The 16,609-nt window shown below is 43.2% G+C and carries 16 protein-coding genes; 7 read left to right on the top strand and 9 right to left on the bottom strand.

The window, feature by feature from the left end:
- Nucleotides 1–5: 5 nt before the first annotated feature.
- The 5 genes from ACFS6H_RS16255 (at nt 6) to ACFS6H_RS16275 (ending at nt 7,347) form a co-directional block, all read left to right on the top strand.
- Nucleotides 6–3,020, top strand: a complete 3,015-nt coding sequence (locus tag ACFS6H_RS16255) for a glycoside hydrolase domain-containing protein (RefSeq protein ID WP_386101273.1) — start codon at nt 6–8, stop codon at nt 3,018–3,020.
- 8 nt (nt 3,021–3,028) lie between these two features.
- A complete protein-coding gene (locus ACFS6H_RS16260) occupies nt 3,029–3,895 on the top strand; it encodes an aldose 1-epimerase family protein (protein ID WP_386101276.1) in 867 nt (288 codons plus the stop codon).
- A gap of 251 nt (nt 3,896–4,146) precedes the next feature.
- Nucleotides 4,147–4,809, top strand: coding sequence for an MCP four helix bundle domain-containing protein (locus ACFS6H_RS16265; protein ID WP_386101279.1), 663 nt, complete (start codon nt 4,147–4,149; stop codon nt 4,807–4,809).
- Nucleotides 4,810–4,887: 78 nt separating this feature from the next.
- Nucleotides 4,888–5,598 carry a DUF6496 domain-containing protein gene (locus tag ACFS6H_RS16270; RefSeq protein ID WP_386101282.1) on the top strand — a complete coding sequence of 237 codons (711 nt, stop codon included), beginning with the start codon at nt 4,888–4,890 and terminating at the stop codon, nt 5,596–5,598.
- A gap of 276 nt (nt 5,599–5,874) precedes the next feature.
- Entirely contained in the window at nt 5,875–7,347 is a 1,473-nt protein-coding gene (locus tag ACFS6H_RS16275; RefSeq protein ID WP_386101285.1) for a M28 family peptidase, read from the top strand.
- A 4-nt stretch (nt 7,348–7,351) separates the two neighbouring features.
- On the opposite strand, the gene ACFS6H_RS16280 is transcribed toward ACFS6H_RS16275, so the two are convergent.
- The 3 genes from ACFS6H_RS16280 to ACFS6H_RS16290 are packed head-to-tail and all read right to left on the bottom strand — an operon-like array spanning nt 7,352 to nt 9,902.
- Nucleotides 7,352–8,248 carry a DUF72 domain-containing protein gene (locus tag ACFS6H_RS16280; RefSeq protein WP_386101288.1) on the bottom strand — a complete coding sequence of 299 codons (897 nt, stop codon included), beginning with the start codon at nt 8,246–8,248 and terminating at the stop codon, nt 7,352–7,354.
- Nucleotides 8,249–8,279: 31 nt separating this feature from the next.
- Nucleotides 8,280–8,840: a hypothetical protein gene (locus tag ACFS6H_RS16285; RefSeq protein WP_386101291.1), complete on the bottom strand. Its 561-nt coding sequence runs from the start codon at nt 8,838–8,840 to the stop codon at nt 8,280–8,282.
- A 36-nt stretch (nt 8,841–8,876) separates the two neighbouring features.
- Nucleotides 8,877–9,902, bottom strand: a complete 1,026-nt coding sequence (locus ACFS6H_RS16290) for a PDDEXK nuclease domain-containing protein (RefSeq protein WP_386101293.1) — start codon at nt 9,900–9,902, stop codon at nt 8,877–8,879.
- A gap of 127 nt (nt 9,903–10,029) precedes the next feature.
- Here ACFS6H_RS16290 and ACFS6H_RS16295 point away from each other — a divergent pair, with 127 nt between their 5' ends.
- Nucleotides 10,030–10,557, top strand: a complete 528-nt coding sequence (locus ACFS6H_RS16295) for a methylated-DNA--[protein]-cysteine S-methyltransferase (RefSeq protein WP_386101296.1) — start codon at nt 10,030–10,032, stop codon at nt 10,555–10,557.
- Between the two features lie 17 nt (nt 10,558–10,574).
- Here the strand turns inward: ACFS6H_RS16295 and ACFS6H_RS16300 are convergent, their stop codons facing one another.
- From ACFS6H_RS16300 to ACFS6H_RS16325, 6 genes are all read right to left on the bottom strand, one after another.
- Complete coding sequence (locus ACFS6H_RS16300) at nt 10,575–11,291, bottom strand: SMI1/KNR4 family protein (RefSeq protein WP_386101299.1); 717 nt, start codon at nt 11,289–11,291, stop codon at nt 10,575–10,577.
- Nucleotides 11,292–11,452: 161 nt separating this feature from the next.
- On the bottom strand, nt 11,453–11,911 hold the full coding sequence (locus ACFS6H_RS16305; RefSeq protein WP_386101302.1) for a GyrI-like domain-containing protein: 459 nt from the start codon (nt 11,909–11,911) through the stop codon (nt 11,453–11,455).
- A gap of 89 nt (nt 11,912–12,000) precedes the next feature.
- Entirely contained in the window at nt 12,001–13,452 is a 1,452-nt protein-coding gene (locus ACFS6H_RS16310; RefSeq protein WP_386101305.1) for an alpha-L-fucosidase, read from the bottom strand.
- A gap of 164 nt (nt 13,453–13,616) precedes the next feature.
- Nucleotides 13,617–14,165, bottom strand: a complete 549-nt coding sequence (locus ACFS6H_RS16315) for a type 1 glutamine amidotransferase domain-containing protein (RefSeq protein WP_386101308.1) — start codon at nt 14,163–14,165, stop codon at nt 13,617–13,619.
- Nucleotides 14,166–14,195: 30 nt separating this feature from the next.
- A complete protein-coding gene (locus tag ACFS6H_RS16320; protein ID WP_386101311.1) occupies nt 14,196–14,702 on the bottom strand; it encodes a pyridoxamine 5'-phosphate oxidase family protein in 507 nt (168 codons plus the stop codon).
- A gap of 206 nt (nt 14,703–14,908) precedes the next feature.
- Nucleotides 14,909–15,775, bottom strand: coding sequence for a carbohydrate kinase family protein (locus tag ACFS6H_RS16325; protein WP_386101314.1), 867 nt, complete (start codon nt 15,773–15,775; stop codon nt 14,909–14,911).
- 305 nt (nt 15,776–16,080) lie between these two features.
- Between ACFS6H_RS16325 and ACFS6H_RS16330 the strand changes: the two genes are divergently transcribed.
- The gene (locus ACFS6H_RS16330; protein ID WP_386101317.1) at nt 16,081–16,563 is read left to right on the top strand and encodes a thermonuclease family protein; all 483 of its coding nucleotides are present in this window, start codon (nt 16,081–16,083) and stop codon (nt 16,561–16,563) included.
- The last annotated feature ends 46 nt before the right edge of the window (nt 16,564–16,609 follow it).

Raw genomic sequence — 16,609 nt, forward strand, 5'->3', positions numbered from 1 at the left:
ACAGCATGAGACAGTTTGTTTCTTTTCTCGCCCTTATCGTTTTTTTGCTTACCGGCAATACGCACAGCCGGGCACAAAACATAGCCTACCAGAATGGTAATAACGGCTGGGATCCTGACAGCCTGGGTAATCACCGTTTTGTGATACTGTTAACCGCTGATCAATTCAAGGTAAACCGTCAGGTGGCCAGAGTATCCATTCCATGGCGGAGGTCCGATAAAGATCCGGGTAAAAAAAGGATCATTGTGGTGAGTGAAAAAAACAATACCCTGGTACAAAATATATTGCCGTTACATATTAATGCAGAAAAAGGCGAACTGTTATTTGAGCCCCTACACGGTGCGGGGAAATATTTTGTGTATTACCTGCCCTATAAAAACGAAGGCCGTTCCAACTATCCCAAAGGAGTATACTTAAAACCGGTTACAACTACCGGTAGCTGGCAAAGCACAGCCAGCGCTGCTACAAAACCGGCCATGGCAAGTGTAACCGCCTACCAGTCCATCGATGCGTTCAACAGCTTTTACCCGATGAGCTTTATTGCTACTGCCGCTGAAACAGCCAGGCTAAAGTCAATGGCCAAAAACAAAGCGTATATCGTTTTCCCGGAGGACAGGATGTTCCCCATAAAAATGCAGGATAATATCCCTTATCGCTGGGCACAAAAAGGCATACAAACCAGCTTTTCCGGTAAGGTCGATAAAGGCGAATGGTATAGTTACCAGTTAGGCATCTGGGCGCAGATCAACCTGCAGAAAGTACAGGTACAGTTTTCCGATCTTAAATCGGCAACCGGTCAGCTGATCAGGAGCAGTAACATGAGCTGTTTAAATACCGATGGTACCAATTATAAAGCCGAACCACTGACCAAACAGGTGGATGTGCCTGCCGGCTTTATTCAACCTTTGTGGTGTATGGTACAGGTACCGCAAAACATCAGCGCCGGTGTATACAACGGCACGGCTACCATAACCGTGGCGGGACAGGCAGCTACCACCATTCGTATACAATTACAGGTAAGTAACAATACCGCAACGGAAGGCGGTATTGGCCAGCCGGAAAAACAAACAAGACTACACTGGTTAAACTCCACACTGGCACAGGAGAACACCGTGATTGCGCCTTATACACCTTTACAGGTAACAGATACCACCATCTCTTTATTAGGCAGAAAATTACTGATTGCCAAAGATGGCTTCCCTGCACAGGTACAAAGCTTTTTTACCCCGGAAATGACCAGCATAGGGAAAGAGGCTTACAACCTGTTGGCCGAGCCTATGCATTTTCATTTTACCGCCGGTAAACAAAAAATAAACTGGCAGCAACAGGGATTACAGTTTACCAACCGCCAACCCGGCACAGTTAGCTGGCATGCTACCAGCACTGCACCTAACCTGAACATGCAGGTAAACGGCAGCCTGGAATTTGACGGCTTTTTAAACTACCAGGTTAAATTAACAGCACTGGAAGATATTACCCTCAGCGATATCAACTTTCATATTCCCGTAGCGCCACAACATGCTAAATATGTAATGGGCCTTGGGTTGAAAGGCGGTAACCGTCCCGACTCCGTATTATGGAAATGGGATGTAGCCAACAAAAACCAGGATGGCGCCTGGCTGGGCGATGTAAATATAGGCCTGCAATTTTCTTTACGTGACGAGCACTATGTACGCCCGCTGAATACTAATTTTTACCTGCAAAAACCTTTGTTATTACCCACATCCTGGGGCAACAGCAACAAGGGCGGTATCGACATTTTTAAAAAAGGCAGTTCGGTACTGGTAAATGCCTACAGTGGTGAACGTAACATGAAAAAAGGCGAAGTACTCTATTACAACTTTACTTTATTACTTACCCCTTTCCACCCTTTAAATACGCAGCAGCAGTGGGCCGACAGGTATTACCACCGCTACAAAGAAATAGATACCATTAAAGCTGCCGGTGCAACCGTGGTGAATATTCACCATGCCAATGCCATTAATCCCTGGATCAACTATCCCTTTATTGAATGGAAAAAAATGAAAGCCTATATTGATGAGGCACACCAGAAAGGACTAAAAGTAAAAATATACAACACGGTAAGGGAGTTATCCAATAAAGCTTATGAAACCTTCCCGCTGCGCAGCCTGGGCCACGAAATATATTCGCCCGGTAAAGGCGGTGGTTTTAGCTGGTTACAGGAGCATGTAAAGGACGATTATATTGCCGCCTGGTTTGTACCCGAAATAAAAGATGCTGCCATCATCAACAGCGGTATGAGTCGCTGGCATAACTACTATGTGGAAGGTATGAACTGGCTTACACAAAAAGTAGGTATAGACGGCATTTACCTGGATGATGTGGCTTTTGACCGTACTACCATGAAACGTATTAAAAGGGTGCTGACACAAAATAACAAACCCGGCATCATTGACCTGCACTCCGCCAACCAGTACAATAAAAGTGATGGCTTTAATAACAGCGCTAACCTGTACATGGAGCACTTTCCCTATATCAACCGTTTATGGTTTGGCGAGTACTTCGATTATGAAAAAAACAATCCCGATTTTTACCTGACAGAGGTCAGCGGTATTCCCTTTGGCTTAATGGGCGAAATGCTGGAAGGTGGTGGTAATCCCTGGCGTGGTATGATCTATGGCATTACCAACCGCTTACCCTGGAGCGCCAATGCCGACCCACGCCCGATCTGGAAAGTATGGGACGATTTTGGCATACAGCAAACGGATATGATCGGCTACTGGAGCCCCAACTGCCCCGTTAAAACAAACAATGATAAGGTACTGGCTACCGTGTACAAAAAAAACGGCACCGCCCTTATTTCCATTGCCAGCTGGGCTGCTGAGGATACTGAAGTACAACTACAGATCAACTGGGAAGCATTAGGCATTAATGCCGCCAACGCTGTTATTGAAGCGCCGGCTGTAGCCAACTTCCAGCCTGCACGTACATTTACACCCGGCGATAAAATTCCGGTACAAAAAAACAAAGGTTGGTTACTGGTGCTGAAAAATAAATAAATTGCAGTATGTACACGATCAGCAATGGCATACTACAGGCAACTATTTTAAGCAAGGGTGCAGAACTCAGCAGTTTAATTTTATTAGCCACGGGCGATGATTATATGTGGCCGGCAGGGGAGGCCTGGGCCAAACATTCCCCGGTACTTTTTCCCATTGTGGGCACACTGAAAAATAATACCTATTATTACCAGGATAAAGCTTATCAGTTGCCCCGCCATGGTTTTGCCCGCGATAAAAACTTTACGGTTACCCAACAGGATGCCGAAAGTATTACCCTGCAGCTAACGGACGATGCCGCCACACATGCGGTTTATCCTTTTCACTTTCAATTCAGCATCAGCTATCGTTTACAACACAACAGTCTGTACGTAACCTATCATGTAATCAATACCGGTACGGATACACTGTATTTCTCGGTAGGTGGTCACCCGGCTTTTAAACTGCCTATGACAACTGATACGGCTTATCATGATTACTTTCTGAAATTTGACCAGGAAGAAACTGCCGGCCGCTGGCCCATTTCGCCTGACGGATTGATAGAACAGGAGCCGCTTCCTTTACTGGACCACAACAACCTGTTGCCCGTTACCAAGGAGTTATTTGCCAAAGATGCGCTGGTGCTAAAACATTTACGTTCCAACAGGGTCACCCTGGCCAGTAACAAAACCAATAAGGCGCTCACCTTCAGTTTCCCGGGCTTTGATTACCTGGGACTATGGGCAGCCAAAGGAGCCGATTTTATTTGTATAGAACCCTGGTGTGGTATAGCGGATAGTGTACAGGCCAGCCAGCAGCTAACCAATAAAGAAGGCATACAATCCCTGGCACCACAGGCCGGTTTTGAACGTACCTGGTCAGTAGCCTTACAATAATTTTACCTTTTCTTTTTGGCTTTCAGTAACTATCTTACAGGTTAACGATTGTTGACCTTTTGTTTGTTATGCTGATGGGGTGCCCCGGTGTTCGCCATGCCCGGGCTGCAGAACCCCTTGCTTACACCGGGTCGGGCTATACGCTGCAAGTCCTCGCCGCTCGTACCTCACGGCTGCGGGCTTTCCGCTGCTATCCCTCACCCGGCAAGCTTTCATTAGCAAACAACTGCTGTCCATTTTTAACTTGTTATATGAACCTGAAAACAAAACTCAAACCGCAGCAAAAAGCGCTGCTCATCTTTATTGTACTGGTGGTAGCCATTATGCTGAATAATTTTTCTAACTGGCGCAACTATACCAACCTCAGTAAAAATTTCTCTTCCATTTATAAGGACAGGATCATGCCATCCGGTTATATTTACCAGTTGCACGATCACCTGTACCAGAAAAAACTGTTGTTGCAACAGCCCGGTATTCCGCAGTCGGAGAAAGCAGCGGCCATTGCCGCGCATAATAAGGATGTATCGGCTATTATCAAAGCCTATGAAAATACTTATTTAACACCCGCTGAAGAAAACTACTGGCGGCATTTTAAAAACAGTTTACTGCAATACAATATTACCGAGGCAGGCTACCTGGTCAATGCCGATTCCAATCATTATGACCAGGCCACCCTGCAACAACACTTTATTCATTCGCAGGAGGTTTTAAAAAAGTTAAGTAACCTGCAGGCAACGGAAGCCGATTTGCTGGGTAAAAGCTCGCATTATATCATCAACAGTTCCCGTATTCAAACTTATCTCGAGCTGGTACTCTTAATGATACTGGTAATTGCCGGCATTATCATCATTAACCGTTCGGCCCAACAGGCAGGTGGTTTATATCATTACCCGGGTATGAATTCCTATAATTAACGCAATGGTATGGTTTTTGAAAACCTACCACCATAAGCCACTGTACTTTGTATTGAATCATTTTTAAACTATATGATTATGGCCAAGTATTCAAAAAAAGCACAGCAAACAGTTGCCTCGGCAATGCGTAAAATGAAAAAGGGTAAGTTAACCAGCGGGCAATCCGGTAAAAAAGTAACCAATCCTAAACAAGCGGTAGCTATCGGTTTATCCGAAGCAAGGGAAAAGGGCGCTAAAGTACCTGCACCTAAAAAGAAAGCCGCTCCTAAAAAAGCAGCGAAAAAAACAGCTACCAAAAAATCTGCTGCAAAAAAAGCAGCCCCAAAAAAGAAAGCCGCCGCTAAAAAAACAGCCGCAAAAGCTACTCCTAAAAAAGCGACTAAAAAGGCCGCTCCCAAAAAAGCAGTAAAAAAAACGGCGACAAAAAAAACAGCCGTAAAAAAAGCAGGTCCGAAGAAAAAAGCGGCAGCTACAAAAACAACAAAAAAAGCAGCGCCAAAGAAAAAAACCGCCAGAAAATCCACGTCAAAAAGATCCACGCAACAAGCGGTTTCAACTGACAAACTCATTATATCGCAGCCACTGGAAATAAACCAGCCCCCTGTGGCAGTACCTGTGGACACATTATTATCTAACGAACACCATGAACATACGGTTGATCCGAATGATATACCGGTAAGTGAATTTTCAAAATTCACGGCCAAGGCCGATCCCAGGCAAAACATAAAAGTATCCAGCAAACCGAAAGGCGGCATTAAACCCAGTGGTAAAAAACCATTGTGGAATTAAGGATACAGGCCATTGTATAAAAATGTATACCATGGTATACAATACGGTTATCAACAGGTGACAGCCAATGCATATGGCAAGCTTTTTATGCTTATATTCGGGGTTCTTTGCAATAAGGATGAGAGGTAGTGTACATGACCGGTTGCTGCTGACCAGCGTTATACAGCTGAAGTGTGCGACGCAACAGGCGATGCCACTGGCAATACAGCCGGGAACAACATAAAACTATCCCTTATTTTTACGGAAGTCTGAAAAAGAATATATAATACTGAATATATGAATAAGGTAAAAAGTTTAGCAGCGGCTTTGTTGCTTTTAATGGGCAGTAATAGTATCCTGGCGCAAAATCCGGCCAGCTGGCCACAGGTGTTCAACAATATCAACCAGGAAGTGTTGAATAACTCCCAGGCATACGCCAATCTTAAACTGTCAACATCTACCATCGGTCACCGGTTAACCGGCAGCACCAATGGCGCCAAAGCCGAGCAGCAGGCTTTTGACCTGTTAAAGAGTTATGGTTTTACCGATGTACGTTTCCAGACTTTTGAAGTAGAAAGCTGGAGCCGTGGTACCATTGCCGTAAAAGTGGGTGTTAATCCCAATAACCTGGCCCCTGTAAAAGCAGTATCGCTGGCCCATGCACCGGTAAAAGCCAATATCACCGGTACACTTGTAGATATGGGTAATGGCCTGGAAGAGGATTATAAAGCCGACGTGAATAAAGTAAAAGGTAAAATTGCATTGGTTTACTTAGGCATATTACCAGGCTCAAAGGAAGGATTAAAAAACCTGCACCGGTCCGAAAAAACGGCTCTTGCCATAAAGTATGGCGCTACCGGTATTATTATTTTCAACACCGTGGATAATGGTGTGTTATTAACGGGCACCGCATCGGTAACCGGTAAATTAATTCCCATACCCGCCGTATGTATTGGTAAGGAGGATGGCTTTGCCATTAAAGAACAATTAAAAACCTCTGACCAGACGGCGCAGATCACCCTGACCAATTTCTCCGGTAAAATAAAAGCCCGTAATGTAATTGCCACTTTAAAAGGTAAGACATTACCCAACGAAAAAATTGTGGTAGGTGGTCACCTGGATAGCTGGGACCTGGCCACCGGTGCTATTGATAACGGCATTGGATCGTTTTCGGTAATTGATATGGCACGCACTTTTAAAGCCCTGCAATTACAACCGGCCCGCACAGTGGAGTTTGTATTGTTTATGGGCGAGGAGCAGGGCCTGTTAGGCTCCAAACATTATGTGGCGCAGGCTTTAAAAGATAAAAGCATAAACCAGGTAAGGTATATGCTTAATTATGATATGACCAACGATCCCACCGGTTATTCCAGCAGTCGTGAAGAGACCAAAGCCTTATTTGAAAGCATTGGCGCTATTGCACAGCATATTGATACAGCCTTTAAAAATACATTCCGCTCCGGTGTTGGCCTGCATAGCGATCACCAGCCCTTTATGTTGCAAGGTGTAGCAACCGGCGGGGCAGGCGGCGGTAAGCTGCCTAATAACAGCGGGCGCTGTTACCATGCGGATTGCGATGATTTTGACCTGGTAGATGAAAAAGGTATGCAGAACACCGTTCGTTACAATGCCATGTTAACCTACGGTCTGGCCGATGCAGAACTTATACCGGTAAAACGCCAGACCGATATGGAGATCAAAGCCATGCTGATTAAAAACAACCTGAAAGAAGCCTTACAGATTGCAGGTGACTGGCGCTGGAAAGATTAACTTACTAAAACAAAGATTGTTGCGGCCCTTTATCACCCTTATTGGGAATGGTAAGGTTTAAACCAAATTCCTTATTCATACGGGTGATAAAATGTGCTGCCAGTAAGGGTGATTCCAGCTCTACATTCTGGTGTACAAAAAAGTATAACTTTTGTAAGCCGGCCTTGCGCCATTTTTTTATACGGGTGATCCAGTCATCAAGCCGTGTAATATCGCTTGCGTGATTAGCCCCTACATAACGTACAAAAGCTTCAGGACCGGTGAGGCGCATATGCAGCATATCACGGCGGCCTGCCGTATCCACAATAATATTGGCCATGCCTAAGCCTTCCAGTAACTCGCTGTAGGCTTTGCTGACCGCTTTATCCGCAAACCAGGCTTCATTACGTACTTCCACTGCCAGGGGAATGCCTTTGGGGAAATTTTCCAGTACATTGCGCAAACGGTCAAAATCCTTCGGTGCAAAATTATCGTGCAGCTGTAAAAAGGGCATGCCCAGTTTTTCTTCAAACACACTGATAGCATTACAGAATTCTTCCAGGGGCTGCTGTACATCAATCAACCGTTTATAGTGACTGATGATATCGGTTATTTTAGGAAAAAAGCGGAAGCCGGCCGGGGTTTTATTCTTCCAGGTCTCTACCTGTTTAAAATCGGGCATTTTGTAAAAAGTAGCGTTCAGCTCAATACAATTGAACTGGGTAGAGTAGTAGGTCAGTTCATCTTTGGTGCCGCGGGGATAAAAGCCTTTCAGATCGTTCCGATTCCATTTGGCACAACCCACATATACATCAAAGGGCATATCATTTTTATAAGCCTCTAATACCTTTGCTGTTTCGGGCGCATCTTTGGGTAAGGTAAAATCAACCGCCCCGGGATTCGCTACTTTTCCAAATTGCATACACTTAACTTTTATAGTACAAGATAATAAACTAAGCCTGTAATGCCGCAATACATTTTTCACGTATCTGCCATAATTCATCCAGGGAATAAGTCAATTGTTCTGTTTGAAGCCATGCTGCCAGAAAACGTTTATGCTGCTGCACTTTATAGGTGGTTATTTGTGTATAATCAATCAACTCTTCCTGTACCAGTTTATCTTTAAAGTCACTATAATGGGCACCCGGTTCCGTAAAATCAAAGTAGTCAGCCTCTATAAGTAAATAGTTATGTGCTTCGGGGATATAGGTTAATCCATATGCCTGTAATACCGGTGTTATAGGTGGCGCATAAACACCATCCATCTTAAAAATACCGAGTACCAGTTTCACCGCTTCATACCCGTTCTCCATACATAGTTTTTGTAACACGGCATGTTTGGTGCTGCAGGTTCCGCCATTCTCCGTAAATACGGTAGTTAAATCTTCCTTATTGGTATTACGCTTATAGGGCAGGTTGGCTATAAAACTGCAGGCGTTTTTAAAATCAGCGATATGATGTGCCAGAAAGGTATGGGATATGATCCCTTTATCTTTTATACTAAAGTTGAACATAATTAACAAAGATCGTAAAAAGTTCACCAGCTCATCTTACTGCCGGTTTTGCCCGGGGGACTGCTGCTCCTTAAAGCTCTCCATTTCCTTATGCACTTCGGCCAGTAATTGCTGCTCGGTAGGTAAGTACAATTGATAGCGGCTGGCATAGATCTGTTGTTGTCCTTCCGGTAAAGTAAAACGTACCACTGCATCGTTTTTACTGGCACATAATAAAATGCCGATAGTGGGTTGTTCGTGTGCTGCCTTTTCTACCCGATCATAATAATTTACATACATCTGTAACTGACCTATATCCTGGTGGGTAAGTTTAGTGGTCTTTATTTCAACAATCACAAAACACTGCATCAGCCGGTTGTAAAACACCAGGTCAGCAAAAAACTCATCACCTTCAATATGTATCCTTTTTTGCCGGGCTACAAAGGAAAACCCATTGCCCAGCTCCAATAAAAACTCCTGTAAATGGGTAATGATAGCTGCTTCGAGGTCTTTTTCATAATAGGCCGCCTCACGTTTTAATCCTAAAAATTCGAGGAAAATGGGGTCTTTAATGATCTCCCCGGCGTCTGCAGGGAGTTTTTCATTTTTAGCTACAGCCAGTACACGCTCTTTATCATTACTCACCAAAAGTCTTTCGTATAAACTGGCATTAATCTGTCTTTCCAGTTGCCTGACCGTCCAGTTATTTTTAATGGACTCCGCCATATAAAATTCTATTTTACTTTGATTATCAATGCTTAATAATAATTTATATTGACTCCAGCTTAATTGCGTCCACAGTGTAGGCGCAATTGGAAATAGCCTGTAAAACTGCCGGTATCTTTCCAGTTGCCTAGTAGAAAATCCTGTTCCGAATTCCGGTTGTAATTGTTGGGATAAGTATTTTATCAGGTAAGTGCCATAATCCGCCCGGTCTTTCCCGGATTGCTCTTCTTCAAAAATACGTTTACCAATATGCCAGTACATTAAAGTACGTTCATGATCAATAGCACGGATAGCTTTATGCCGGGAATTAGCAATAATGGCCCTGATATCTGTGACAAGGGTGGGGTGCAGGTTCATAGATCGGTGATGAATAGGTGGTGATTAGCTATACTAAATATACAGCTTCACAAGGATATACACATCTATACAAATGGTTTTATTGACAGTGGAAAAAAGAGTAACTTGCTTCACTATTTTTCATATTATGAATACCGTTTATACTACCACTTACGAAAGTCCTTTTGGGACCTTGTTAATTGGCGATTACGAAGAACAATTATGTTTACTGGATTGGAAATACCGTGCCCGCCGGTTACAGGTAGATGAACGGGTATGCCATTTTTTATCTGCCAAATATGTGCACCAATCTACCCCCTTACATCAGCATACCATACAGCAACTGGAAGAATACTTTAACAAAAAAAGAAACAATTTCGATATCCCGCTTTTACTGGCTGGCTCTGAGTTTCAGCAAAAAGTATGGCAACAGTTATTACAGGTACCTTATGGTAAAACAATCTCCTACCTGGAATTAAGCCGGCAATTGGGTGATGAAAAAGCCATTCGTGCGGTAGCATCGGCCAATGGTGCCAATGCCATATCTATTGTTGTGCCCTGCCATCGTATCATTGGCAGCAAAGGCGAACTCACCGGTTATGCGGGAGGATTACCGGCTAAGAAAAAATTATTACAACTGGAAGGTGTACAGCAGCAACAGGAGTTGTTTGCATGATATCTGAGACGCTAGATCTAAGAAGTAAGCGCTGCTATTTTGCTCTTTATAAAATCAATCACTACTGCAGCTTCGGTTGCAAAAGCCTGCTGGTATTTTACCCTGATAGCTGATTTACCTACCGCATCGGCATAGACCCACCCACCGATAGACTGTAAAATATATTTCGGTTGTATAGCGGCGTTAAAGGTCCGGTCAAACCGGTAATTCGCTAACAAAGCCTCATGCACTTTATCAAACAACTTCTTATCTAATTTATTATCGATGATAAAACTGATATACTCCTGCGCATAACCGGCGTAAGGATCAAAGTAAATATCTGTACCAAGGGCATACCTGTTAATATAATCTCCGATCACGGTATTAAAATCCGGAAAACGTCTGATGCTACCGGAATGACGCGGTAACAACATAAAGGGAGTATGGTCGTCATTTGTAAGTACCAGGATATCGCCATCAATAGTAGTAGGGACAGTTAAGCCCTTCATCAGTTCAGTTTTATCTGTCTCCGTCAACTCCCAGAAATCGAGGTAGTCGCTAAAATTAAGCGCCATATAATCCGGATCCGGAACATCAATCATCAACAACTCATTGATGCTTCCCAATCCATATTGCAGCAGAAAAGCGGTATAGTCAGCGGGAAATTTTACACTGCCGGCAGCCTGCCATTCCTCCAGCTGGCTTTTCATCACAGGTTGTAACTGACCGATAACATAGAGCGGGACGGAATGCATAGTGTAATTTTTATCTCCGGCTAAAGATACAAAAGGGCTTGGATAGAAGAAGAAGTGAAGACACCAGTATTCAATAGTTGTTTAACACTTTCGAACCTAGGGGAGCTCTTAAACCTTTAAGCCCACTACTGCAATAATTCTTAAATCATAAATCGCAAATCTTATATCTCCTTCACGCCTACAAAAATATCTACCTCGCCATTCTCCGGGTTAGCCGCTTTGGCGCCATATATTTCATAATCCGTTGTAAAAGCACGGTTGGTGGCAGTAGCCCAGATATTTTTCCATTCGTTATATACCGCACCCTGTGCCAGGTTGCCTTTAGCCGTGTATTTGGTAAAACTGCCGGCGCTGATGGTTTTACCTGTCATGCCTTCGGGTATGGTATCCAGGCTGGATACTTTACAACCGATCATGGTAGTATAGGGCAGGGTATGATCTTTTTCATATTCTGTATACAGACAATATATATCATCACTTAGTTTATTAGGTATGATAGCTGCCAGGTTATTGCCCATAAACCGGTGCCATAAGGCCGGGATATCCTGTGTAGCCTGTCCGTTTTGATTGGTGGTACGTACGGTAATACCAATGATTTTAAATGCCTTTTGTTGCGTCATATTATCTGTTTTCAGACAAAACTATCCCGGGCCTGTGACAACAGTATGTCAGGGGAAGACTAACAAACAAAATATTCCGGAAAATGTAATTAATACAATGCTGCGTTAGATATTAAAGGGCAGGCTTTTGCACCGGTAATGGTTACCCTGATCTTTGATGTTGTTACCGGCTCAATTTTCAAGATACGTTTGTAACCAATGGTGGTGCCTTCTGCCACTTTTTGCCAGCCGTTATCCTGCCAGGCTTCAACCGTGAATGATTCTACACGCTGACCTAATGTTATATACTCCTGTAATAAAATATATTTAATTTCTTTAGCCGTTTTCAGATCCATCTCAAAACTGCCGGTAGTTTGATTATCATCCGTTGCCCAGTAAGTATTGGTATTATTATCAGTAATATTGGCAGCTTTGTATAAAGGTGAGTTACCCCTGGTGTTAGAAGCCTTTACAACCGCATTTTTTGCCAGGTTATTGCCCAGGCGTTCTTTACGCAAACGGGTAAATCCTTCCAGGGATTTAATATCATTCTCATGTACCAGTCCGCGGCGATCGGGAGGAATATTGAGTAACAACACCGAACCGCGACCTACTGAGCTCAGGTAAATATCAAACAGTTGTTCCGGCGTTTTTACCTGGTTATCTTCTTTAGCATGATAAAACCAACCCGGGCGGATAGATACATCCACTTCGGCTGGTATCCATTTTGTTCCGTCAGGTGAGCCGGTGTTTAACAGTTCAGTTATATTTGGCTTACCCGCATATAATGTATCAGGGGTAATGGTGTTCCAGTTTGTCACATTGGCAATACCACTTTCATTACCCACCCAGCGTATATCCGGACCGGCATCGCTAAAAAATAATGCCTGAGGTTGTACTTTACGCACCTGGCTGATGGTAGTGGGCCAGTCATAATAAGTAGCACCATTGATCTTCCGGGTTTCGTTTGTTCCGCCATAATATCCGTCACCACCATTGGCGCCGTCGAACCAGATCTCAAAAATAGGGCCGTATTGAGTAGTTAATTCCTTTAACTGGTTACGGTAATAAGTAATATACTCCGGTGTGCCATATGCCGCATGATTACGATCCCAGGGTGAAAGATAAATGCCGAATTTCAGGCCGTATTTTTTTGCCGCATCGCTGGTTTCTTTTACCAGGTTGCCTTTACCATTTTTATAGGGACTATTTTTTACTGAGTGTTCTGTATACTTACTCGGCCACAAACAAAAGCCGTCATGGTGTTTGGTAGTAAGAATAACCCCTTTAAAGCCATTGTTTTTAAACACCCGCAGCCATTGGTCAGGACTGGCCGCTGTAGGGTTAAATACCGTTTCCTTCTCATCGCCAAAACCCCATTCCTTATCTGTAAAAGTATTGGTAGTAAAGTGTACAAAAATATTCATCTCCATTTTTTGCCATGCTAATTGTTTGGCACTGGGAACAGGCAATACCGGCGCCGGGGGCAATACTTTCTGTGCATATACTGAGTATCCGGTAACTAGAGTTAAAAGGCAGGCAATACTGATACGGGAGATCATGAAGTAGTTTTTACTGGTGTTTAAGAATTATTATTTGCGAAAGTTAATTCTTTTATCCTACAGCAGTACATGAACAAAAATTAATTTTGATTGACATACAAGCATATATTACTTATTGCATAAAAAAAGCACCTTTCGGTGCTTTACTAAAACAATATTCCCGATCAGGCATGTTGTTTAACATGTTTTCCTTCCCTTATTTCCTCCACCAGCTTGGCATTAAATGCCGGCAGGTCCTGGGGTGTGCGGCTGGTTACCAGGCCGGCATCCACCACCACTTCCTCATCCAGCCAGCGGGCCCCGGCATTTTCCAGGTCAATACGTATTGCGGCAACTGAAGTAAGGGTACGGCCATTCACTACTTCTGCGTTGATCAACACCTGCGGGCCATGACAAATGGCCGCTACCGGCTTTTGCTGTTTAAAGAACTCCTGTACAAAAGCGATCACTTCCATATCGGTGCGTAATTTATCAGGGTTCAATACACCGCCGGGCAAAACCAGGGCATCATAGTCCGAAGCCGAAACCTGGTTCACGTGTTTATCCACTTCATATTCCTTTCCCCAATCAGTCTTGGCCCAGGCTTTAATGGTATCGGTTTCAGTACTGACAATATGTACCGTCCAGCCTTGTTTTTCCAAGTGATCCTTGGGTGATTTCAATTCACTCTCTTCAAATCCATGTGTTGCCAGTATGGCTATTTTCTTAGTCATAACAATTATATTTAAAAATGAAACAATACATTAAATGTTCAGGTGGCCTTGCCTGCCAATATCCATGGGCTCACCTGATAAGGCACTGGCAGCAACTTTAAAAAACGTCACCAGTTTATTGGTCTTATTATCCCAGTAATGTGCTTCGGAGGGGATTACTTTTAAAGCACGTATATGCCGGTCATCTTTTCCTTTCTCAAACCAGACCTCCATCATTTTATTCCAGTATTTATCGATCAATACTTTACTGCCGGATATTTCTGCCACTCCATGAATGCTGAGAAAGTTATAATTTTTAATATCTGAATACAGGAGGCAAACGGTTTTATCATCCTGTAAGTGTTTATAGGTTTCACTTTCCGACGAAAATAAAAACCAGATATTCCCTTCTTCATCCACTTCCTGTGTACTCATGGGTATTGCATGGATATGTTTGGTGTCTTTAACGTGGGTACAAAACATACCTATATCGGTTTTCTCGGCTAATTTTTTTAATTTACTGATGGCTTCTTTGTCGTGCAAGTTCTCTGTACTCATAATGATAGGTTTTTATGTGATAATGTATAGTCAACCATTTTCACGCCAAACCGGCCAATTGGGGGATAAGTTTTCAGAAAAAACGGCAATAAAATATGCCGGCTGTAATTAGTACAGACAGTGAATTGATTGTTAGCAATTTGAGGTTAACCCGGGGCAGGGTTGATCATAAGTATTGTACAAAGAACAAAATGAGCTGATAATACTTATAATGTTTCCGGCTTATAAGCAGGCCAGGCGCCTTTTGAGGAAGCCACAAAAGCACCCAGTTTAGTAGCAAAAGATAAGGCTTCCGGTATAGGCTTACCGTCAGCATAACGGGTCATAAATGCGGCCAGAAAAGAATCACCGCTGCCAATAGTATCTATTACCTTTACTTTAATACCTTCCTGGTAATAAAAATGACCATCCCTGTACACCATAGCACCCTCAGCACCTTTGGTCACTATGATCAATTGCAATTGAAATTTATCCTGCAGGTAAATGGTCCTTTCTTCCAGGGTTTGAAAGTCACCCCACCAATCAGTGATAAGTACCAGTTCTTCTTCATTCAGTTTAAGGATATCTGCAGCCGTTAACAGGGAGGTAACGGTGTCGGGGGTATAATGAGGTGCCCGCAGGTTAATATCCAGTACTTTGGTTTTTGCAGCTTTTAATAACTGCTGCAGGGTATTGGCAGATACGGCACTACGTGCTGCAAGACTACCAAAAATAAAATAGTCGGCCCGTTCCACCAGGGAAGCAGATTCCCCGTTGTATGGAATAAAATCCCAGGCCACCGGTTGCATAATGGTATAACGCATATCACCGTTAGGCTGGGGAATAGCATTCACCACCCCGGTAGGGTATTCATTGGTTGTAAATACATACCGCGTATCAATTTGCTGTTCCTGCAATAATTGTAATAGTTTTTTTCCTCTTTCATCCTCACCCGTTTGAGTAATAATAGCAGGTTTATTGCCTAATTGTTGCAGGTGATAAGCTACATTCATGGGCGCACCGCCGGGTACTTCTTCGTTCGGTAATATATCCCATAATATTTCGCCAAAACAAACAAAGGATGCGGATGCCATATTTTATTTTTACAGGTTACTAAAGATTACAAAGGTAGCCAAAAGAATATGAACCTTTTACGTTACCAAAATGGTGAGCAATGATTCTGTGGCTGAAGTGTGCGACGCAAGGAACGATGAAAATTGTACTGCCGCTGGTACAAAAAATTATAGTATACATCTAAGACAGGGAACATCCTGCCATATAAAATTTCATTGTCTATCATCTATTATCTATTATCTGTTATCTATCATCTACTATCTGTATACTCCTGTCTAAATCCTACCTTCGCAATCCTTTATTCATAAAACATGATACACTCCTGATGGGAAAAATATGGCTGGTATGGCTTTTATTACTGGTTAACAGGGAACCCCTGCACTGGCAGGCAAAAAGTTTTACCGGCAAGGTAGTGGCCATTAAAGACGGCGATACATTTGAAGTACTACACCAGGGCAAAGCAACGGTAATAAGACTGGCGCATATTGATTGCCCCGAACGATCACAACCTTATGGCAAACAGGCCAAACAATTTGCAGCCGCTATTTGTTTCGGCAAAGAGGTGAGGGTAGTGGCCAGTAATCAAAAAGACCGTTATAAACGTCTCATTGCCGAAGTTTATGTTAATGACACCATCAATGTAAATAAGGAACTAGTGAAAGCCGGGTGGGCCTGGCATTTTAAACAGTACAGTAACGACAGCAGTTATTACCGGCTGGAACAAATGGCTAGAAAAAATAAAGCCGGTTTGTGGCAGGATAAAAATGCTTCGCCGCCCTGGTTATGGCGTAAGCCAAAGAAGAAATGAACATTAGTCATGTTGTAATAAAACAACATGACTAATGCATTTGATA

This window comes from Terrimonas rubra, assembly GCF_042686025.1.
Classification (GTDB): domain Bacteria; phylum Bacteroidota; class Bacteroidia; order Chitinophagales; family Chitinophagaceae; genus Terrimonas; species Terrimonas rubra.